This window comes from Bdellovibrio sp. ArHS (assembly GCF_000786105.1).
Taxonomy (GTDB): domain Bacteria; phylum Bdellovibrionota; class Bdellovibrionia; order Bdellovibrionales; family Bdellovibrionaceae; genus Bdellovibrio.
The window spans coordinates 72,694-87,013 of record NZ_JTEV01000010.1 but is presented as its reverse complement, the minus strand read 5'-3'; the positions used below and the strand labels follow the sequence as shown (position 1 = coordinate 87,013).

16 protein-coding genes are annotated in these 14,320 nt (G+C 47.4%); 10 read left to right on the top strand and 6 right to left on the bottom strand.

Annotation, left to right across the window (positions count from 1 at the left end):
• Positions 1–2: 2 nt before the first annotated feature.
• From OM95_RS04805 to folD, 3 genes are read right to left on the bottom strand one after another with little or no spacing between them, the layout of a single operon-like run.
• The gene (locus tag OM95_RS04805) at positions 3–1,103 is read right to left on the bottom strand and encodes an esterase-like activity of phytase family protein (protein WP_041870878.1); all 1,101 of its coding nucleotides are present in this window, start codon (positions 1,101–1,103) and stop codon (positions 3–5) included.
• Positions 1,103–2,143, bottom strand: a complete 1,041-nt coding sequence (locus OM95_RS04800) for an aromatic ring-hydroxylating dioxygenase subunit alpha (protein WP_041870877.1) — start codon at positions 2,141–2,143, stop codon at positions 1,103–1,105. Before OM95_RS04800 ends, OM95_RS04805 begins: the two co-directional genes overlap by 1 nt.
• A 12-nt stretch (positions 2,144–2,155) precedes the next feature.
• Positions 2,156–3,010, bottom strand: a complete 855-nt coding sequence (gene folD / locus OM95_RS04795) for a bifunctional methylenetetrahydrofolate dehydrogenase/methenyltetrahydrofolate cyclohydrolase FolD (protein WP_041870876.1) — start codon at positions 3,008–3,010, stop codon at positions 2,156–2,158.
• A gap of 206 nt (positions 3,011–3,216) precedes the next feature.
• On the opposite strand from folD, the gene OM95_RS04790 reads away from it, so the two are divergent.
• The 6 genes from OM95_RS04790 (at position 3,217) to OM95_RS04765 (ending at position 6,380) form a co-directional block, all read left to right on the top strand.
• Positions 3,217–3,495, top strand: a complete 279-nt coding sequence (locus tag OM95_RS04790; RefSeq protein WP_041870874.1) for a hypothetical protein — start codon at positions 3,217–3,219, stop codon at positions 3,493–3,495.
• Between the two features lie 109 nt (positions 3,496–3,604).
• Complete coding sequence (locus OM95_RS04785; RefSeq protein WP_041870872.1) at positions 3,605–3,883, top strand: hypothetical protein; 279 nt, start codon at positions 3,605–3,607, stop codon at positions 3,881–3,883.
• Positions 3,880–4,215: a hypothetical protein gene (locus OM95_RS04780; protein ID WP_041870870.1), complete on the top strand. Its 336-nt coding sequence runs from the start codon at positions 3,880–3,882 to the stop codon at positions 4,213–4,215. Before OM95_RS04785 ends, OM95_RS04780 begins: the two co-directional genes overlap by 4 nt.
• A complete protein-coding gene (locus OM95_RS04775) occupies positions 4,212–4,928 on the top strand; it encodes a hypothetical protein (protein ID WP_041870868.1) in 717 nt (238 codons plus the stop codon). Before OM95_RS04780 ends, OM95_RS04775 begins: the two co-directional genes overlap by 4 nt.
• Positions 4,929–5,027: 99 nt before the next feature.
• Entirely contained in the window at positions 5,028–5,501 is a 474-nt protein-coding gene (locus tag OM95_RS04770; protein ID WP_291515575.1) for a hypothetical protein, read from the top strand.
• A gap of 9 nt (positions 5,502–5,510) precedes the next feature.
• A complete protein-coding gene (locus tag OM95_RS04765; RefSeq protein ID WP_041870866.1) occupies positions 5,511–6,380 on the top strand; it encodes a hypothetical protein in 870 nt (289 codons plus the stop codon).
• Here OM95_RS04765 and OM95_RS04760 read toward each other — a convergent pair.
• The gene (locus OM95_RS04760) at positions 6,369–7,634 is read right to left on the bottom strand and encodes an amidohydrolase family protein (RefSeq protein ID WP_041870864.1); all 1,266 of its coding nucleotides are present in this window, start codon (positions 7,632–7,634) and stop codon (positions 6,369–6,371) included. The two genes, OM95_RS04765 and OM95_RS04760, sit on opposite strands and share 12 nt — an antisense overlap.
• A 53-nt stretch (positions 7,635–7,687) precedes the next feature.
• Positions 7,688–9,751, bottom strand: coding sequence for a hypothetical protein (locus OM95_RS04755; RefSeq protein WP_041870862.1), 2,064 nt, complete (start codon positions 9,749–9,751; stop codon positions 7,688–7,690).
• A gap of 244 nt (positions 9,752–9,995) precedes the next feature.
• On the opposite strand from OM95_RS04755, the gene OM95_RS04750 reads away from it, so the two are divergent.
• The 4 genes from OM95_RS04750 to OM95_RS17095 all read left to right on the top strand — a co-directional run bounded on the left by OM95_RS04750 (position 9,996) and on the right by OM95_RS17095 (position 13,594).
• Positions 9,996–11,102 carry a hybrid sensor histidine kinase/response regulator gene (locus OM95_RS04750; RefSeq protein WP_041871092.1) on the top strand — a complete coding sequence of 369 codons (1,107 nt, stop codon included), beginning with the start codon at positions 9,996–9,998 and terminating at the stop codon, positions 11,100–11,102.
• A 76-nt stretch (positions 11,103–11,178) separates the two neighbouring features.
• Positions 11,179–12,486, top strand: a complete 1,308-nt coding sequence (locus OM95_RS04745; protein WP_041870860.1) for a type II and III secretion system protein — start codon at positions 11,179–11,181, stop codon at positions 12,484–12,486.
• Positions 12,483–13,064: a hypothetical protein gene (locus OM95_RS17100; RefSeq protein ID WP_291515574.1), complete on the top strand. Its 582-nt coding sequence runs from the start codon at positions 12,483–12,485 to the stop codon at positions 13,062–13,064. Before OM95_RS04745 ends, OM95_RS17100 begins: the two co-directional genes overlap by 4 nt.
• Positions 12,971–13,594, top strand: coding sequence for a CpaF/VirB11 family protein (locus OM95_RS17095; RefSeq protein ID WP_363228089.1), 624 nt, complete (start codon positions 12,971–12,973; stop codon positions 13,592–13,594). Before OM95_RS17100 ends, OM95_RS17095 begins: the two co-directional genes overlap by 94 nt.
• On the opposite strand, the gene OM95_RS04735 is transcribed toward OM95_RS17095, so the two are convergent.
• Positions 13,574–14,293, bottom strand: coding sequence for a rhomboid family intramembrane serine protease (locus tag OM95_RS04735; protein WP_041870858.1), 720 nt, complete (start codon positions 14,291–14,293; stop codon positions 13,574–13,576). The two genes, OM95_RS17095 and OM95_RS04735, sit on opposite strands and share 21 nt — an antisense overlap.
• Between the last annotated feature and the right edge of the window lie 27 nt (positions 14,294–14,320).

The following is a 14,320-nucleotide window of genomic DNA, read 5'->3' as shown; positions in this document are numbered from 1 at the left end:
AACTACTCACCTTCAACGGCAAAGACCAGAAGTTCAGTCACTTCTTTCTTTGAAAAATTATTGTCTACCATTACCAGAAGACTGCGCCTTCCGTCTGCTAATTTCGGTCCCCAGGCCAAAGCTTCGAAATTTTCTACACTCTTGTCGGTTCTTTCTTTTGTGAGGTCCGTTTCAAAATCAAGCAGCAGGGTTTTGGTCGCTCCCGTGTATTTTCCATCACTTAGCTTAAAGAGCTTTGCAACATCCGTGGCTTTAGATACATCCGCAAGATAAAGTCGGACGGACTTGGCTAAAAGCTCTTTTGAAGAAACCCGTACTCCTCGTTCCAACACCAGTAGTTGGGTCTCTGACAGAGCCAAAATCTCAGAAACTCCTCTAAAAACTTCCGAGCCCTTTTTTGAGCTGCTTAAAGCGTCCACCTGATAGGCAAACTCGGCCCTCGCTTTATAACCCCCGCCTTCCGAGCTTTCGTATTTAATAATACGAATCCAAGCGCCCTCGGCATCATTTGAGGGACTGTCCTGCAAAAGAGGACCTTCGTTCGCGACAAAAAGGTACTTACCTTCGGCAAAAGAGGTCAGACCTTCAAAGGCCATATTGTTCTGAATTCCCTTTTTCTGTTGCCCCAGGGGCTCTGGCAGATATTTATCCGGAACGACGATGTCGCTTTTCCAAACGCCTTCCCTAGAAATTCGAAAAAGTCGCGGTCTTTGCCGAGGCTTTGTATTATTATTGCCCTCGGAAGATACAATGAATTCGCCGTCGGTAAGTCGAACAAGGCCCTCCGCATCGAGCGAGATCTCTTTGTCGTCTTCTTTGGGAATTCCTTTTAAAAAGTGCACGGCCTTCGGCTTCAGGGACACTGTTTTTTTATTCACAAATAAATCGAACTCATAAAAACGAGGCTCGCCGAAACGACCTCGATCATCAGAAAGTGCAAAAAGGATATTATTTGCCCATGCGATCCCGGAAAAACCGCCAAGAGTCGTCTTTTGAAACTGAGTTCCTGATTTTAGGGATGTCTCGCCAACATATTGCAAACGTAAAGCCTGCGCCTGAAATCCTAAAAATAAACTTAGGAAAATCCCGCAGGCTCTGACCATTAGCTTCTCCAGCGAAGTTCGGTTTCTTTCACGGGATGAGTGAAGTCCCGTTTTTGTTCCAAATGATCATGATATTCCGTCTTCAAAGCGTAATACCATTTCGCCTGAGTGTCGGCGTCCTTGATGAGCATCAAGCTGGGATCGTATTTCAAACCCTCTTGCTGCTTGGTCACCGCATCCATGTCTTGCCCCAGAAAGGTTTTTGAAAACTGATGAATGGCCGGTTTCAAAAGCGACAACCAAGGCATATCCCAATAGGCCAACTGCGTGACGCGAGTATTTTTCTCATCCACTGGGGTCAAAGCCGTATAGGAATAAAAATTACGAGGTCCGACTTCAATGTGCTCCACACGCACGCAAGGCAGAGTGAAAGTGATCTCGGTGGTCGGAGCTCCTCCTAAAAGTTTATAAGCTTTGGAGTTTTTCGAAGGTTGATGACGAACCATTTGAAAACCATACTTCACCGGAGCAAATTTTTTGCGCTTTTCAAGCATGGTCTTTTCCGAACGCCAAAACCAGCTTTTGTGCACGTAAGGGCCGTGAGCCGGGTCCATCAACCCAATGACCGCGTGGTCGACGTGACAAGGAAAGTTCACGACATAAGTCAGCTTCGGCTTCACATCGTTGCCAAAAGCTTTCATGACCGGAACTTCGGGAGCTTTTGTCATGTCATAGTCTTTGTCGCCAATGAAAATCCAGATCAGCCCTTGAGCCTCATGCACGGGGTAAGAACGCACTTTGATTTTATTCGGGTTCAAATCCTGACCAGGGCACAAAGAAGGAATTTCCGTGCACATCCCTGAGCCGTCAAATTTCCAACCGTGATAAGGACACTCGATGGTATCTTCAACCACTCGTCCGAAACTAAGAGGGATGCCTCGATGAGGACAGATATCTCGCACGGCCGATACTTTGCCCTTTGAATCCCGGAAAAAGACGATGGGTTCGTTCATAATTTTACGTGCCTGGTGCTTCCCCACAGCCAACTCACTGCTAGGTAACCCCACGTACCAAACATTCTGCAAAAAACCAGTATACATTTCGTTCCTTTTTTAGAGACCCGCGCGCTTTTCCGCAAGAAGACAAGTATTCTGAAGCAGAGTCGCAATGGTCATAGGTCCCACACCACCTGGCACAGGAGTGACTGCTTGGACCCAGCCCTCAAGCTCTTCCGTGCGAACATCGCCGCACAACTTTCCATTCGGGCCATCATGGTGCATTCCCACATCAATGACAATAGCATCTTTTTTAAAATCATTTCGACCCAAGAAACGGGCCTTTCCCGCAGCGACGACGACCAAATCAGCCTCACGCACCACCGAAGATAGATCATTGGTCTTCGAGTGACATAGAGTCACGGTCGCATTGGCTTCAGTCAAAAGATGCGCCATCGGTTTACCGACAATGTTACTGCGCCCCACCACCACCGCCCGTCGTCCTTCGACAGAAATTCCGTAGTGCTTAAGAATGGTCATCACGCCTTCCGGAGTGCAGGGTTTGACGAAAGGTTTTCCGGCAAAGAAATAACCCAAAGAAGCATAAGTCAATCCATCGGCATCCTTGTCAGGCGCAACCAATTTCAAAACTTCATCGGCACTCAAATGCGCCGGAAGTGGAAATTGCACTAAGATTCCGTCGACCGAAGAATCGGTGTTTAAAGCCGCGATTTGTTTATTGAGTTCTTGTTGCGTGGTCTTCGTCGGCATGGCAATAATTTGCGAGGTCATACCCACAGATTCACAAGCTTTTTTCTTATTTCTGACATAGATATGGCTGGCAGCATCGTCACCGACAATGACAACCGACAGATGAGGAGTCCGGCCCACTTTTTTCGCAAATTCTGCAACTCGCAGAGCCAGGGTTGAACGCACTTCTTTGGCGACATCTTTACCATTCAAAATGAGCACCCGCACCTCCCATTTGCCATCTCACTGTCCGATATTTGTTAAAGAAATTCAATGGTTTAATAAAATCCTAACAAAGACACCGCGCACCCAACGAAGAGACCTCCCTGGGCCTAAGAAGACCTCTTTCCCGGGCAAAAACAGGCTTTTTTCTTGCGTCAAAGGCGCAAAATAAGGTACAAACCCTTTAAAACATTAGGGGATTTAGAATGGCTGATAAAGTTAAGCTTTCAAAAGATGGTAGCTCCATTGATTTCGTTCAATCGGACAGCTTACCAACGTCATTAAAAAAGTTCCGCCAAAGTCCCGAAATCGAAGGTTTCTACCGCTTTATTTTTGAAAATGACCTGCAAAAAGAGGCCTACGACATTCTAGATCGTATTATCATCCAGCGTAAGGCCAAGAAAGCCGACGCCAAAAAAGAAGCGCAGGCCGAAAAAGCGGCAGCAAAAAAAGAAGCTTCCTCCGCCAAAGGCAAAAAGAAGTAAAAAAAAGTCCGGACCTCCGGACTTTTTTATTTTCGCCATCTCTCTTCTCCCATTTCCCGCTCTCCTGACCAGCACCAAGTTTGCTATCCGCCTCTCTCATGGAGGCACTATGAATACGAACGTCTTAAAAAATAAAAAGGGTCAGGGGCTTATCGAATATCTTATCATTGTGGCGATTGTTGCGGTCGGAAGTATGGCCGTTATCAAAGTGGTCGGCGCCAATGTGGGTGTGCGTTTCGCCAATATCGCCAATGTGCTAGGCGGGAAAGCTGCAGGCACCAACGTGCAAGTTCAAGAAGTCACAGAGTCGATGACTAAAAAGAAGGATTTTAGCAACTTCTTTGATGGCGCTACAAATCAACAATCCAAATCCAAAAGCTCTCTATGAGACTGACAAACCATCTCGGCCAAGGGGTTGTGGAAGCTGTGCTATCCCTGCCTCTTCTTTTTTTAACGGGTTCAGCGCTAACAGCTCTGCTTTATCGAGGGGTTGTATTTTACTATACCGACTACCAGCTGCATGAAGCCCTGCTTTGCACTCAACATGAACCCATCGCAACCTGCAAGGCCGAGCTGAATTCCCGAATGAAGACTCTGCTTATAACTAAACCTTCCTATGACATCTCCTTGCAGAAGCACTCGCGCGGAAGTGAAGGAAAGGTCTTTATAGCGTTGAATCCGGAACTTTCCATACAAAAACAACTAAAGACTTCGTTATGAAAAATCAAAAAGGTTTCGCTCTGATTCTTATGTTGGCGTGTTTACCAGTCGTCGTTAGCGGCTTTCTATTTTTAAGTGCCGTCTTTGGTTTCATGCAGAGTGATTTAGCGATGAAATATCAATGTCGTGTCCAAGGTCAAACCGGCCAGCGAGCTGTCGCGCCTTATCTACAAAAACTTCTGGCACTGAATAGCACCGCAAAAAAGCTGAAAATAGAAGAGCTCAAGGCCTATGCACAATTGGCCTCTTTTAATCCTTTTCTTGTCGCGGCCGCCAAGGCTCGCCTTTTAAAGGTGCGAATTCAAAAAGAACAACTGGACATAAAACAAAAGCAACTCATCAACCAAGCTAATATAGTTTTGAGAGACGCCTTTACAAAAACACGCAAAGAACTTCTCAAAACACAATCATCTCTCAGCAACCTTTTGTTCAAAGTCTCGCATTTTTCACTTCAGGGACAGGTTCCCCTCTTGGCGGTTCGTCCGGACTATCCGGATACAGCTCCGACTTATAGCCCTGATTTTGAGTTTGCAGAAAAACAATCCTTGGCGCACGAATGGCAGTATACGCTGTCTGTCCGACGGCCATTTTCTCAATTTCTTTCAGGTGAATTTCAATTTCACAAAGCCTGCGCCGTATCTTTAGCAGAGGAGAACTCCCAATGGGTGCCAAAAATAATAAGGGGCAAATTTTCGTTGAAGTCAGTGTGGTGATTTTTTTCGTTCTTCTTGTCGTGTTTGCCGCGATAACACAGCTCTCAGAACTTAAACCTTCTTACCGCAAAAACCAACTCACTCAGGAAAGGTCGAGCTATGAAACAAAAACTGCAAATTTTCGCAAAAAATAATTTTCTTGTTTTGGCATTCGTCGTTTTGGGTCTTATTTCGTATTTCGCCACTGCGTCCACGCCAGAACCCAAAGACAGTTTTATACCGGCACCGAAGTCGGTCGACACCTTTATTCCTCGGGGCTTTTCCTTAGTGCCTATCGAAATTGCCAATGCCGAGTCTTTGGCCTCTTTAATTGGCGATGTCGGCGGCGTGGTGGACCTGTACTTAGCCTCTTCCGAACGGCAAAAAGGGGGACTCCGTGTAGGAAGCAAATTGAAACTATTGCGCGCTCCTTTGAACCCCCAACAATATGCGGTGCTCATTCGCGATAGTGAAAGCCCCCGTTTACTAAGTTATGCCGGTCCTTTTATTGCGGTTGTTCAGAACCCGGAAGAAACCGGTGCGCAACTTACGTCCTCAGGTCCCGCAAAGATTCGTGTTGAATATCAAAACTAGGAGAAACAAATGAAAAAGATCTTCCTCATCGCATTTTTTCTTCCCGCTATCTCTTCGGGCCAGAACATTGTTTTACAGTCCCCGTCGGCAAATCCGGTAGAATATGAAAATTCAATAGACCGAAATCCCGACACGCAATCCTGGATTCATTATCTTGAAAAATCGCTGCAATCCAATTCATCGCAGGAAGATCGTTTTTTGAAACTGGGCGACGACTTTCCTGAACACACTGATCGCGTCCTTATTTCCCTAAAGGAACTGCAGCAACAAGCCCCAATGACTCTGATCAGTCTGCGCTTTGCCCGAGATCTTAGCGAAAAGGCGTTGGCACAAAATCTTTCCCCCGCCGACAAAAAAGAGTTTCAACATTTATACTGTAAAGGTGTTGTCTTGCTTAATGAAGGTCCCGCACGATTCCCCTGCTCGACGGAATACATTTCATTGGCTAAATTGGCGAAGAAATATTCTTTTCATAAGGTCGTTTTGATCGAATCTGTTCCAGTTCCACTTAATGAAAAGTCAGCCCTGGAACTATCGCCGCAGACCGCTTATCACTGGACATTGGCATCGAACTCACACACGCCGGTGCGTTTTTATGGAACGTATAATCAGTTGATGAATCAACATTTTGTCAGCGAACCCGCCGTTGAAGGATCTTGTGGTCAGTTTAGCCATCGCCTTGACGATTTTGACATTCTTCATCGGGCTTCGGTATTTTTCGATACATCCTGCATGCAAAGACTGAAGCAAGATGAAATAAAAAAGTCCTGGGTCACGGAAAAAAAGACCTGGTTGTACATAGCCGGGGCCATGGCATTGGGAGGCCTTGTCTATTCTCTAAAAGACAAGGAAGTCACCGTGAACACGTTACTCAAGTAACAGTGACTTCCCGTTAAAGTTAATTTCTTGAACCACGCCCTCTTCAATAACTGTAAAACTATTGGCAAATGTGGCGTCTGGATGAGAGTGTGCCAGTGCAAGGTCCCCAGTAAACTTTCGGATTTTGGCGTGGACACTTTCATCTAGCGCCACCTTATTTCTCCAAAAAGAGGGCGGCTCTACCGGACTGTCACAGCCAAAGGAAATCGGAATTTGTGCGACTTTCAGGGCTTCCCAAGGAAAGACGTATTTATATAAATCCCCTAATTTTTGTTCCAACCACACTTTGTCGCTCAACCAGTGGCAGGGTTGCATATGACAACGTACATGCAAAGGTTTCATCATCTGAATTGTCTCGGGTCTCAGCATCTGCGCGTGTTCAAGATTCAATCGTCCCACGAATCCTTGCGCGGAAATCTTGCGGGCACTTTGAACAATTTGATGAGCGGCCTCATCTCCAATGGTGTGCACGGAAAATTCAAGTCCTGCTTGCCAGGTGCGCATCATGATCTCTTCAACTTGTTCCAAAGGCCACAACGTACGACCGCGAGGCCCCTCCGCTTTTCCGTTATAAGGTTTTGAAAGAAAGGCCGTCTCCGAACCCAAAGAACCGTCATAGAAAAGTTTGATTCCCTTCATACGCAACAAAGGTGTTTCGCTTTTCTTCGCGCGCTGGCAAAAATCCAGCATGCCCTCGAAATCGTCCATTTCATGGGTGGTGACGTTTTCTTCAATTGCCAAAGTCAGTTCATTTTTTTCTGACATCTCGACCAAAAGATTCCATAAAGATGGAGTGCATGACATGTCACGGACGTGTGTAAAGCCTGCTTTATTATAGGTACGACACGCCGAAAACACGTGACGACGTTGTTGATCTTTGGTGAATTCGGGAAGCTTATCCCATGCTTGCAGATGCTCTTTTTCCAGCAACAGCCCCGTGTCCGATGTCATACCCAATAATTGCAACGCCCTGGTGTTTACCCAGGAACGATGACCATCCATTCGAGGAAAGAAAACGGGGCGATCCGGGAAATACTTATCTAAAATACTTTTGTGAGGAACTTCAGGCCAATCCGTTTCATTCCAGCCAAAACCCACGATCCAATCGCTGCGATAATAGGCCGGATTTTTAAGATCGATCAACGCAAGATCGTCGGCCTTCTTCATGAAGCCAAGATGCAGACCCGCAGAAAACTCTCCGGTTGCAAGGAAGTGAGTGTGACTGTCGTAAAGACGCGGGATCTTAAAAAGCATAAGGCCCTCTGTTTTATCAGAGGGCCTCGTTTTTTTTAACTAAATTATTTGAATTATCGAGCTGAAGGAATTGGTGCTGACACTCCTCCCGAAGGAAGCGTGCCTGGAATTGTCGACATTCCGCCGGTCGCTGAACCTGGAAGCGGGGTTAAGATGCCGTTTCCGACGCCAGTCCCAATAGTTCCAACTCCTGTGCCGACACCGATAGAGCCACCAATGTAGCCACCGCCGCCGTAAGAAACTTGCTGGATTCTATACAACAATCCATAAAGCTCTTGCTGAAGGCTCGCCACAACTTGCTGTCTTTGCATTTGTTGCTGCATGTATTGTTGCTGTTGTTGCATGTACATTTGGTATTGTTGCATTTGCATTTGCATCATTTGTTGCTGCATTTGCAAACCACCAAGACCGCCAGCCATTCCACCCATCGGCATGCCCATCATGCCGCCAGCCATTCCGCCCATTGGCATACCCATCATACCACCAAGACCACCGCCGAGCATTCCACCCATTGGCATTCCCATCATACCACCGGCCATTCCGCCCATCGGCATACCCATCATGCCGCCCATCGGATAACCCATCATACCGCCAAGACCGCCACCGAGCATTCCACCCATTGGCATTCCCATCATACCGCCAGCCATTCCGCCCATCGGCATACCCATCATGCCGCCCATCGGATAACCCATCATGCCGCCAAGACCGCCGCCGAGCATTCCGCCCATCGGCATGCCCATCATACCGCCAGCCATTCCGCCCATCGGCATACCCATCATACCACCGGCCATTCCGCCCATCGGCATACCCATCATACCGCCGATGCCGCCGCCGAGCATTCCACCCATTGGCATTCCCATCATGCCACCCATCATTGGGTAACCCATCGCTCCAGGATATGGTCCACCCATACCCCAAGGACCGGCCATACCCCAAGGGCCCATGCCAGGCATATAAATTCCACCACCAAGACCACCGCCCATGCCGGCCATAGCATAAGGGTTGCCCCACATGCCGCCACCGTTCATGCCACCGTAAGGTCCCATCATACCGTAAGCGCCACCGTTCATACCTGCGCAACCGAAACCACCGGCACCAATGCCGCCACCGATTGCACCGTAAATACCGCTCCCACCACCGATCATTTGACCGACACCTTGAGCAAGGAAAGGAAAGCCGTAGCCCCACGCAGGATAAGGTTGAGTCGGCCAACCGATATTCGAGTTGGCATCTGCAACCATTTTATTAGTTTGATAGCCCATGTAAGTTGCTGCTAAACCAAGACCGATGTTACCGATCACAGAACCCCAATCTGTCTGAGGTTTCTGATAAGAGTAACCGTTTCCTTGCATGATACAGTCTGTACAGATGCCACCTTCAAGTTGCTCACGCTGACGCTCACGTTGTTCATCAGCATAATTCTGTTTTGCATCTTGAATGTCTTCTTTAGAACGAGAGATCAAGTTTTCCAATGCTTCGATTTCGCGTTGAATTTTGTTGGATTGGCTATAAGCCTTGCGGTAGTCAGCAAGACCTTTCGTACAATCCTGAGCCGTTGCACGACCCTTTTCAGGTTGACGTGCGCGAGCCATATTACAAACGGCACCGGAAACGGAGCCTGCTTTATTCGGATCACACAAAACTTTCCACTCATTGATTTGGAACGCGCGAATTTGCACAGATCCCGCAATGTCACCATTTGCGATCGGAGTTACCGGAACACCGCCTTGATCACCTGCTGCTTCGGCCTCTTCAGGAGCTGCGCCGATACCTTTATAAGACTGACATGTTCTGTTGTTTTCGATGTGTTCAAACATGAATTCGGTGAAGTCTTCTGAAACAACCTGCTCGACATCGCGGCGAGAACGTTCCATGGACTTTTCGAGCCTTTTCTTTTCAGATTTTTTCGAGCGAAGTTGAGCTTGTGCTTCTTTTATCGCGGCCTGCGCCTCTTTGATTTCATCAAGGTAGCTTGAAGAACCAGCTGCAGCGGAGTAGTTGTAAGGGCATGATTGCATACCACCATACATTCCCGTCCCCCACATTTGAGCTTGAGCACCAACTGCAAAGCTCATCACGAATGTGAAAGGAGCTGCAATGCGCATCCAAAATTTCATACACGATCTCCTGAAAAGGATAAAAACACTTCTACCGTTTCACTCATCGTCAGGGAACAACGCAGACTTGACTCATTTCTGAGCAAAAATGTTGAAAGAGTGTGAAACTAGACTCCTGTCTAGGTGAAAAAACAGCTGGGAGACAGCAGGGCTTCTCTCTCTTTCTCGTTATCATCCGTGACAACATCAGGGCCTTGTGCAAATTCCTTTGCACTGCCCTTTTTCAAATCCTACACTAGGTTTCATGATGAAGCACACAATTCTTTGTGTAGATGATGAAATAGATAACGTAGATGCCTTGGAACGGTTGTTTCGAAAGAAATTTACCGTACTAAAGGCTACCTCAGGTAAAGAGGCTCTTGCTGTTCTAGACGAACATCCAGGCCCCGTGTCGTTGATCATCACAGATCAACGAATGCCAGAGATGACCGGAGTTGAATTTTTAGAGAGAACTCTGGAATCTCATCCTGAGACAATTCGTATTCTTCTGACCGGTTATACGGACCTTGAGTCCGTTATCATGGCTGTGAATAAGGGACAAATCTTTCGCTATCTAACCAAACCCTGGGACCCCGTCGATCTTACCAACACCGTGGATCACGCCATTGAAAGATTTGCCATAGGTCAGGAGTTAAAACAAAAAAATGCCGAGCTGGCCAAAGCATTGGAAGACTTAAAGAGTCTCGATGTCGCTAAATCCAACTTCATGATTCTGATTAATCACGAATTGAAGACGCCCCTGACATCTATATTAAGTTTTTCTTCATTGCTGGCAGAGTCCAATCTAGCGGATGAAGACAAATTGATGGTCAATCGGATCAATAAAAGCGCCGAACGTTTGAAAACCTTGGTGGAAGATGTGCTTCTGGTCGTGCGCGCGGAAACTAATCAGTTGAAGATTGATATGCAGAGTATCGCTTTCACTCAATTCGATGAAAGTCTTTCCAAAGAAGTGACAGATCTTCTGCAAAAGAAGCAACAAAAGTTGGTTTCCAAACTTGAGGCCGTCACGGTGAATGCCGATGCCCGCCTTATTAAACAAGTGATGTTAAGACTGATTCACAATGCAGCAAAGTTCGGCGAGGAAGGCAGCGAAATTCACGTTGAATCCATTCGCAACGGGCCAAACCTACGCTTTCTGGTTCACAATAAAGGTCCACATCTTCCCCTTTCGGTTATCGACAAGATCACCAAACCTTTTTATATTGACGAAGATGTTATGCACCACTCGACAGGCACAGGCTTGGGGCTGACGATCTGTCAATCGATCCTGAAGTCGCATAATTCTCAGTTGCAGTTTAAAAACACCAACCAGGGTGTGATGGTCTTCTTCGAACTCGCCCTCGGCTAAGACGTCCGGCCACCGCCTCTGGGTAGTCTTTTAAGAGGCGTGTCGTCCGTCCCTTTTCATGCTTTGAATCCAGAGCATGAAAACACTTTTAATTCTAGTCGTGACATTTTTCTTTTCAGTAGCAGGCGCCAAAGAAAAAGAACTTACACTGTCTTTGGGCGAAACTCACAAAATTCCTTTGCAAGGACACTCTTCAGTCTGGATTCAAGATCGAGAGATTCTAAAAGCCGAAGGTCAGGGGGCTTCACTTACATTGCGTGGAACTCGCGAAGGTCACACTCTTCTAAGAGTGGGCTCCGCCGTGTACCGGGTGCAAGTTCTTCATCCGACGAAAACCGATTCTTTGGCGTTGTTGCAACAAGAACTCCAAAGTGTCGTCGGCCTTTCCGTTTTGGTTTCAGAGGGGGATCTGCATATTGTTGGCAGCCTGTACAGATTTGCGGATTGGCATAAGTTAGCTGCCTTCAGCCGCGATCGTTCTTTGGGTTATAAAATGCGCGCCCAGTTTTCCGACGAACTCAAAGCAGCGGCACAAAGTCACTTTCGCACTGTTTTGGCGGAAGCAAAACTTCCTCCGCAAACCCTGATCTTTTCGCAAGGAATTGAAGTGCGGATTAGTTCTTCCGAAGACGTTTTAAAAAAATATGTGCAGCTTTTGGGGCCTTATGGCATTCACGTCCTGCGTGATGAAAACAGTCTGGAAGTCGCCCCCACGGTGAAAGTGCAAATCACGGTGGCTGAAATCCGACGAGCCCAGGGAATGAAATATGGTCTGCAATGGCCCTCGTCTTACGCTGCGAACCTGCTGCCTTCGGGAACCTGGGAAGTCGAAGCCGGACTGCCCTTTAATATTCAAGCCTTAGAGGAAAACGGCGATGGACGAATTTTAGCCAGTCCCAACATCCTTTGCCGCAGTGGCAAAGAAGCCGAGTTTCTGGCGGGAGGAGAATTTCCCATTCGCATTATGAGCTACAAAGCCTCGGAGGTGGTCTGGAAAAGATATGGAATTTTATTGCGGGTGAAACCCAAAGCGGATTCTTCGGGACGCATCAGTCTTTCTATCGAAACCGAAGTGACAACTTTGGATAAAGCCAACGGCACAGGAGATATTCCTGGAGTCTTAACTAACCGGGTCTCTAGTCATTTTGATTTAACCCGTCCTCAAACGATCGCACTTTCCGGGCTTTTGAAAAACGAGGAAGGGACTTCTTCTTCGGGACTGCCCCTATTTTCGCGCCTGCCAGTTCTGGGAGCTCTTTTTTCCAGCAAAGATTTTCGCGAAAACCGCTCTGAACTTGTGATCTTTGTCCGCCCGACAATTTTAAAAGACGGCGAAGATGGCACAGGTCAGGAGCATCTACAAACTCAAGGAGTTGAAAAATGAAAATAGTGGCAAAAGCGGTTTACGATAGCATCCAGCATGAAATCCATCAAATTCCTTTAAATGAGTTTTTACTTTCACCAGACGAAGCACAATCATTGCGCTCCAAAAAGATTGAGCAGATCGTTCAGAAGAATCTTGCCAATCAAACCGAAGAAATTCAAAGACGCGTCCTCGCAGAAATTAATACGTGGGGGCCTTTGACGGAACTTCTTCAAGATGAAAGCATCACAGAAATTATCGTCAACGGACCGCAGGCCATTTGGTTAGAGCGTGCCGGACGGCTTTTCAAACATCCCGATTCGTTCTTTTCGGAATTGAGTTTTCGCAACTGCATCGATCGTCTTTCTCACGAGTCCAACACGCATATTACGAAGGAGTTTCCCAGCGCCGATGGTTCGTTTCAAGATTTTCGCCTCAGCCTAATTGGCAGTGACATCACCCATTCGTCCGTTCACTTGACCTTGCGGCGGCACCCCAAGAATCCGTGGACATTCCTGAAGCTTGCAGAAAGTGGCTGGTGCCAAGAACGCGACTTGCGACTTTTTCAAGAACTCGTCGAAAAGAAAAAAACTTTTTAGTGGTCGGCTCAACTGGGAGCGGGAAAACCTCTGTTTTAAATTCTTTTTTGAACCTGCTGCCGGAAAATGAACGTGTGGTTATAATTGAAGACACGTCCGAGATACCTTTGCCCAATCATGCCAGCATGAAGTTGCTGACACGCGAAGATCCACAGAATGTTCTTCCGGCCATAGATCAAACACAACTGGTGAAGAGAGCCTTACGCCTGCGTCCTGATCGAATTGCCATGGGGGAAGTTCGCGGCGCCGAAGCCAAAGATTTTTTGATGGCCTTAGCAACAGGACACGCCGGAAGTTTCGGAACTTTGCATGCGCAGGACGCCGCTCAAGCGTTGATTCGTCTGGAAATGTTAATTCAAATGGGGGCTCCCCAATGGAGTCTTTCGGCCATCCGTCGCCTTATTCAAATGTCTTTAGACTATGTCATCGTTGTGGGACGTGAAACTTCGGGCCAGCGCCGATTTAAGGGCGCTTTTCGTTTGTGTTCACTTGAAGAGAGCGGCTTTCTTTTAGAGCCTTTCGACCTCTGAACCGGAAGATTCCTGAGGAAGCTCCGGTTGCAAATCATCGTCCCGCAGAATTTCATACGTCACCGCGGATTTAAATTCCTTTTTGCGAATCTGATAGTAGATAAACCCTGTCACAACCCCGAGGACGAAACCAATGAAATGCGCTCGGTAGCTGACCTGGGGTTCAAACGCAGTTGATGGCATGAACACCCCCAGCGCTACACCTGCGGCACGCAGACTTCTTTGCAGCCAGGTTCTTTGCTCGTCCAGCAAAAGATACAGGACAAGCCACATGCCTCCCATCCAGTAAACGACACCGGAAACACCGATCAGTGTGACCTCCGGGGAATAAGTCAAAACTGTCAGGGCATTTGTGATGCCTCCGAATAAGAACGCCAGAAACGGAAAGACAAACAGACCGAAGTACCCCGTCAAAAAATATCCGAAGACAAAAAAGAGTAAAGAGTTTGCGGCTAAGTGCCCTAAGTCGGCGTGAGCAAAGAGCGTGCTCCAAAGGCGCCAGAACTGATGTTGCGAAAACACAGATGCTTGCGAAGCACTCATCCAGGTTGTTGAATTAAGTATATTTTGCCAGTAAATGACACTGCCAACGATAAGTAAAAAGACGGACCAGGAAGCCGCAAACCAGGCGCGGCTAGAAGGCTTTCGTGTAAGCCAAGTCGAACGTATGACTGTCCAAGCACGTGCCGCTGGCTGCATGAAGCCTCCCGTTTCGTTACTTTGAGT

What these genes read in the sequence shown, in the direction of transcription:
- OM95_RS04805 (WP_041870878.1), bottom strand. Translation starts at nt 1,103, where the DNA reads ATGGTCAGAGCCTGCGGGATTTTCCTAAGTTTATTTTTAGGATTTCAG.
- OM95_RS04800 (WP_041870877.1), bottom strand. Translation starts at nt 2,143, where the DNA reads ATGTATACTGGTTTTTTGCAGAATGTTTGGTACGTGGGGTTACCTAGC.
- OM95_RS04790 (WP_041870874.1), top strand. Translation starts at nt 3,217, where the DNA reads ATGGCTGATAAAGTTAAGCTTTCAAAAGATGGTAGCTCCATTGATTTC.
- OM95_RS04785 (WP_041870872.1), top strand. Translation starts at nt 3,605, where the DNA reads ATGAATACGAACGTCTTAAAAAATAAAAAGGGTCAGGGGCTTATCGAA.
- OM95_RS04780 (WP_041870870.1), top strand. Translation starts at nt 3,880, where the DNA reads ATGAGACTGACAAACCATCTCGGCCAAGGGGTTGTGGAAGCTGTGCTA.
- OM95_RS04775 (WP_041870868.1), top strand. Translation starts at nt 4,212, where the DNA reads ATGAAAAATCAAAAAGGTTTCGCTCTGATTCTTATGTTGGCGTGTTTA.
- OM95_RS04770 (WP_291515575.1), top strand. Translation starts at nt 5,028, where the DNA reads ATGAAACAAAAACTGCAAATTTTCGCAAAAAATAATTTTCTTGTTTTG.
- OM95_RS04765 (WP_041870866.1), top strand. Translation starts at nt 5,511, where the DNA reads ATGAAAAAGATCTTCCTCATCGCATTTTTTCTTCCCGCTATCTCTTCG.
- OM95_RS04760 (WP_041870864.1), bottom strand. Translation starts at nt 7,634, where the DNA reads ATGCTTTTTAAGATCCCGCGTCTTTACGACAGTCACACTCACTTCCTT.
- OM95_RS04755 (WP_041870862.1), bottom strand. Translation starts at nt 9,751, where the DNA reads ATGAAATTTTGGATGCGCATTGCAGCTCCTTTCACATTCGTGATGAGC.
- OM95_RS04750 (WP_041871092.1), top strand. Translation starts at nt 9,996, where the DNA reads ATGATGAAGCACACAATTCTTTGTGTAGATGATGAAATAGATAACGTA.
- OM95_RS04745 (WP_041870860.1), top strand. Translation starts at nt 11,179, where the DNA reads ATGAAAACACTTTTAATTCTAGTCGTGACATTTTTCTTTTCAGTAGCA.
- OM95_RS17100 (WP_291515574.1), top strand. Translation starts at nt 12,483, where the DNA reads ATGAAAATAGTGGCAAAAGCGGTTTACGATAGCATCCAGCATGAAATC.
- OM95_RS04735 (WP_041870858.1), bottom strand. Translation starts at nt 14,293, where the DNA reads ATGCAGCCAGCGGCACGTGCTTGGACAGTCATACGTTCGACTTGGCTT.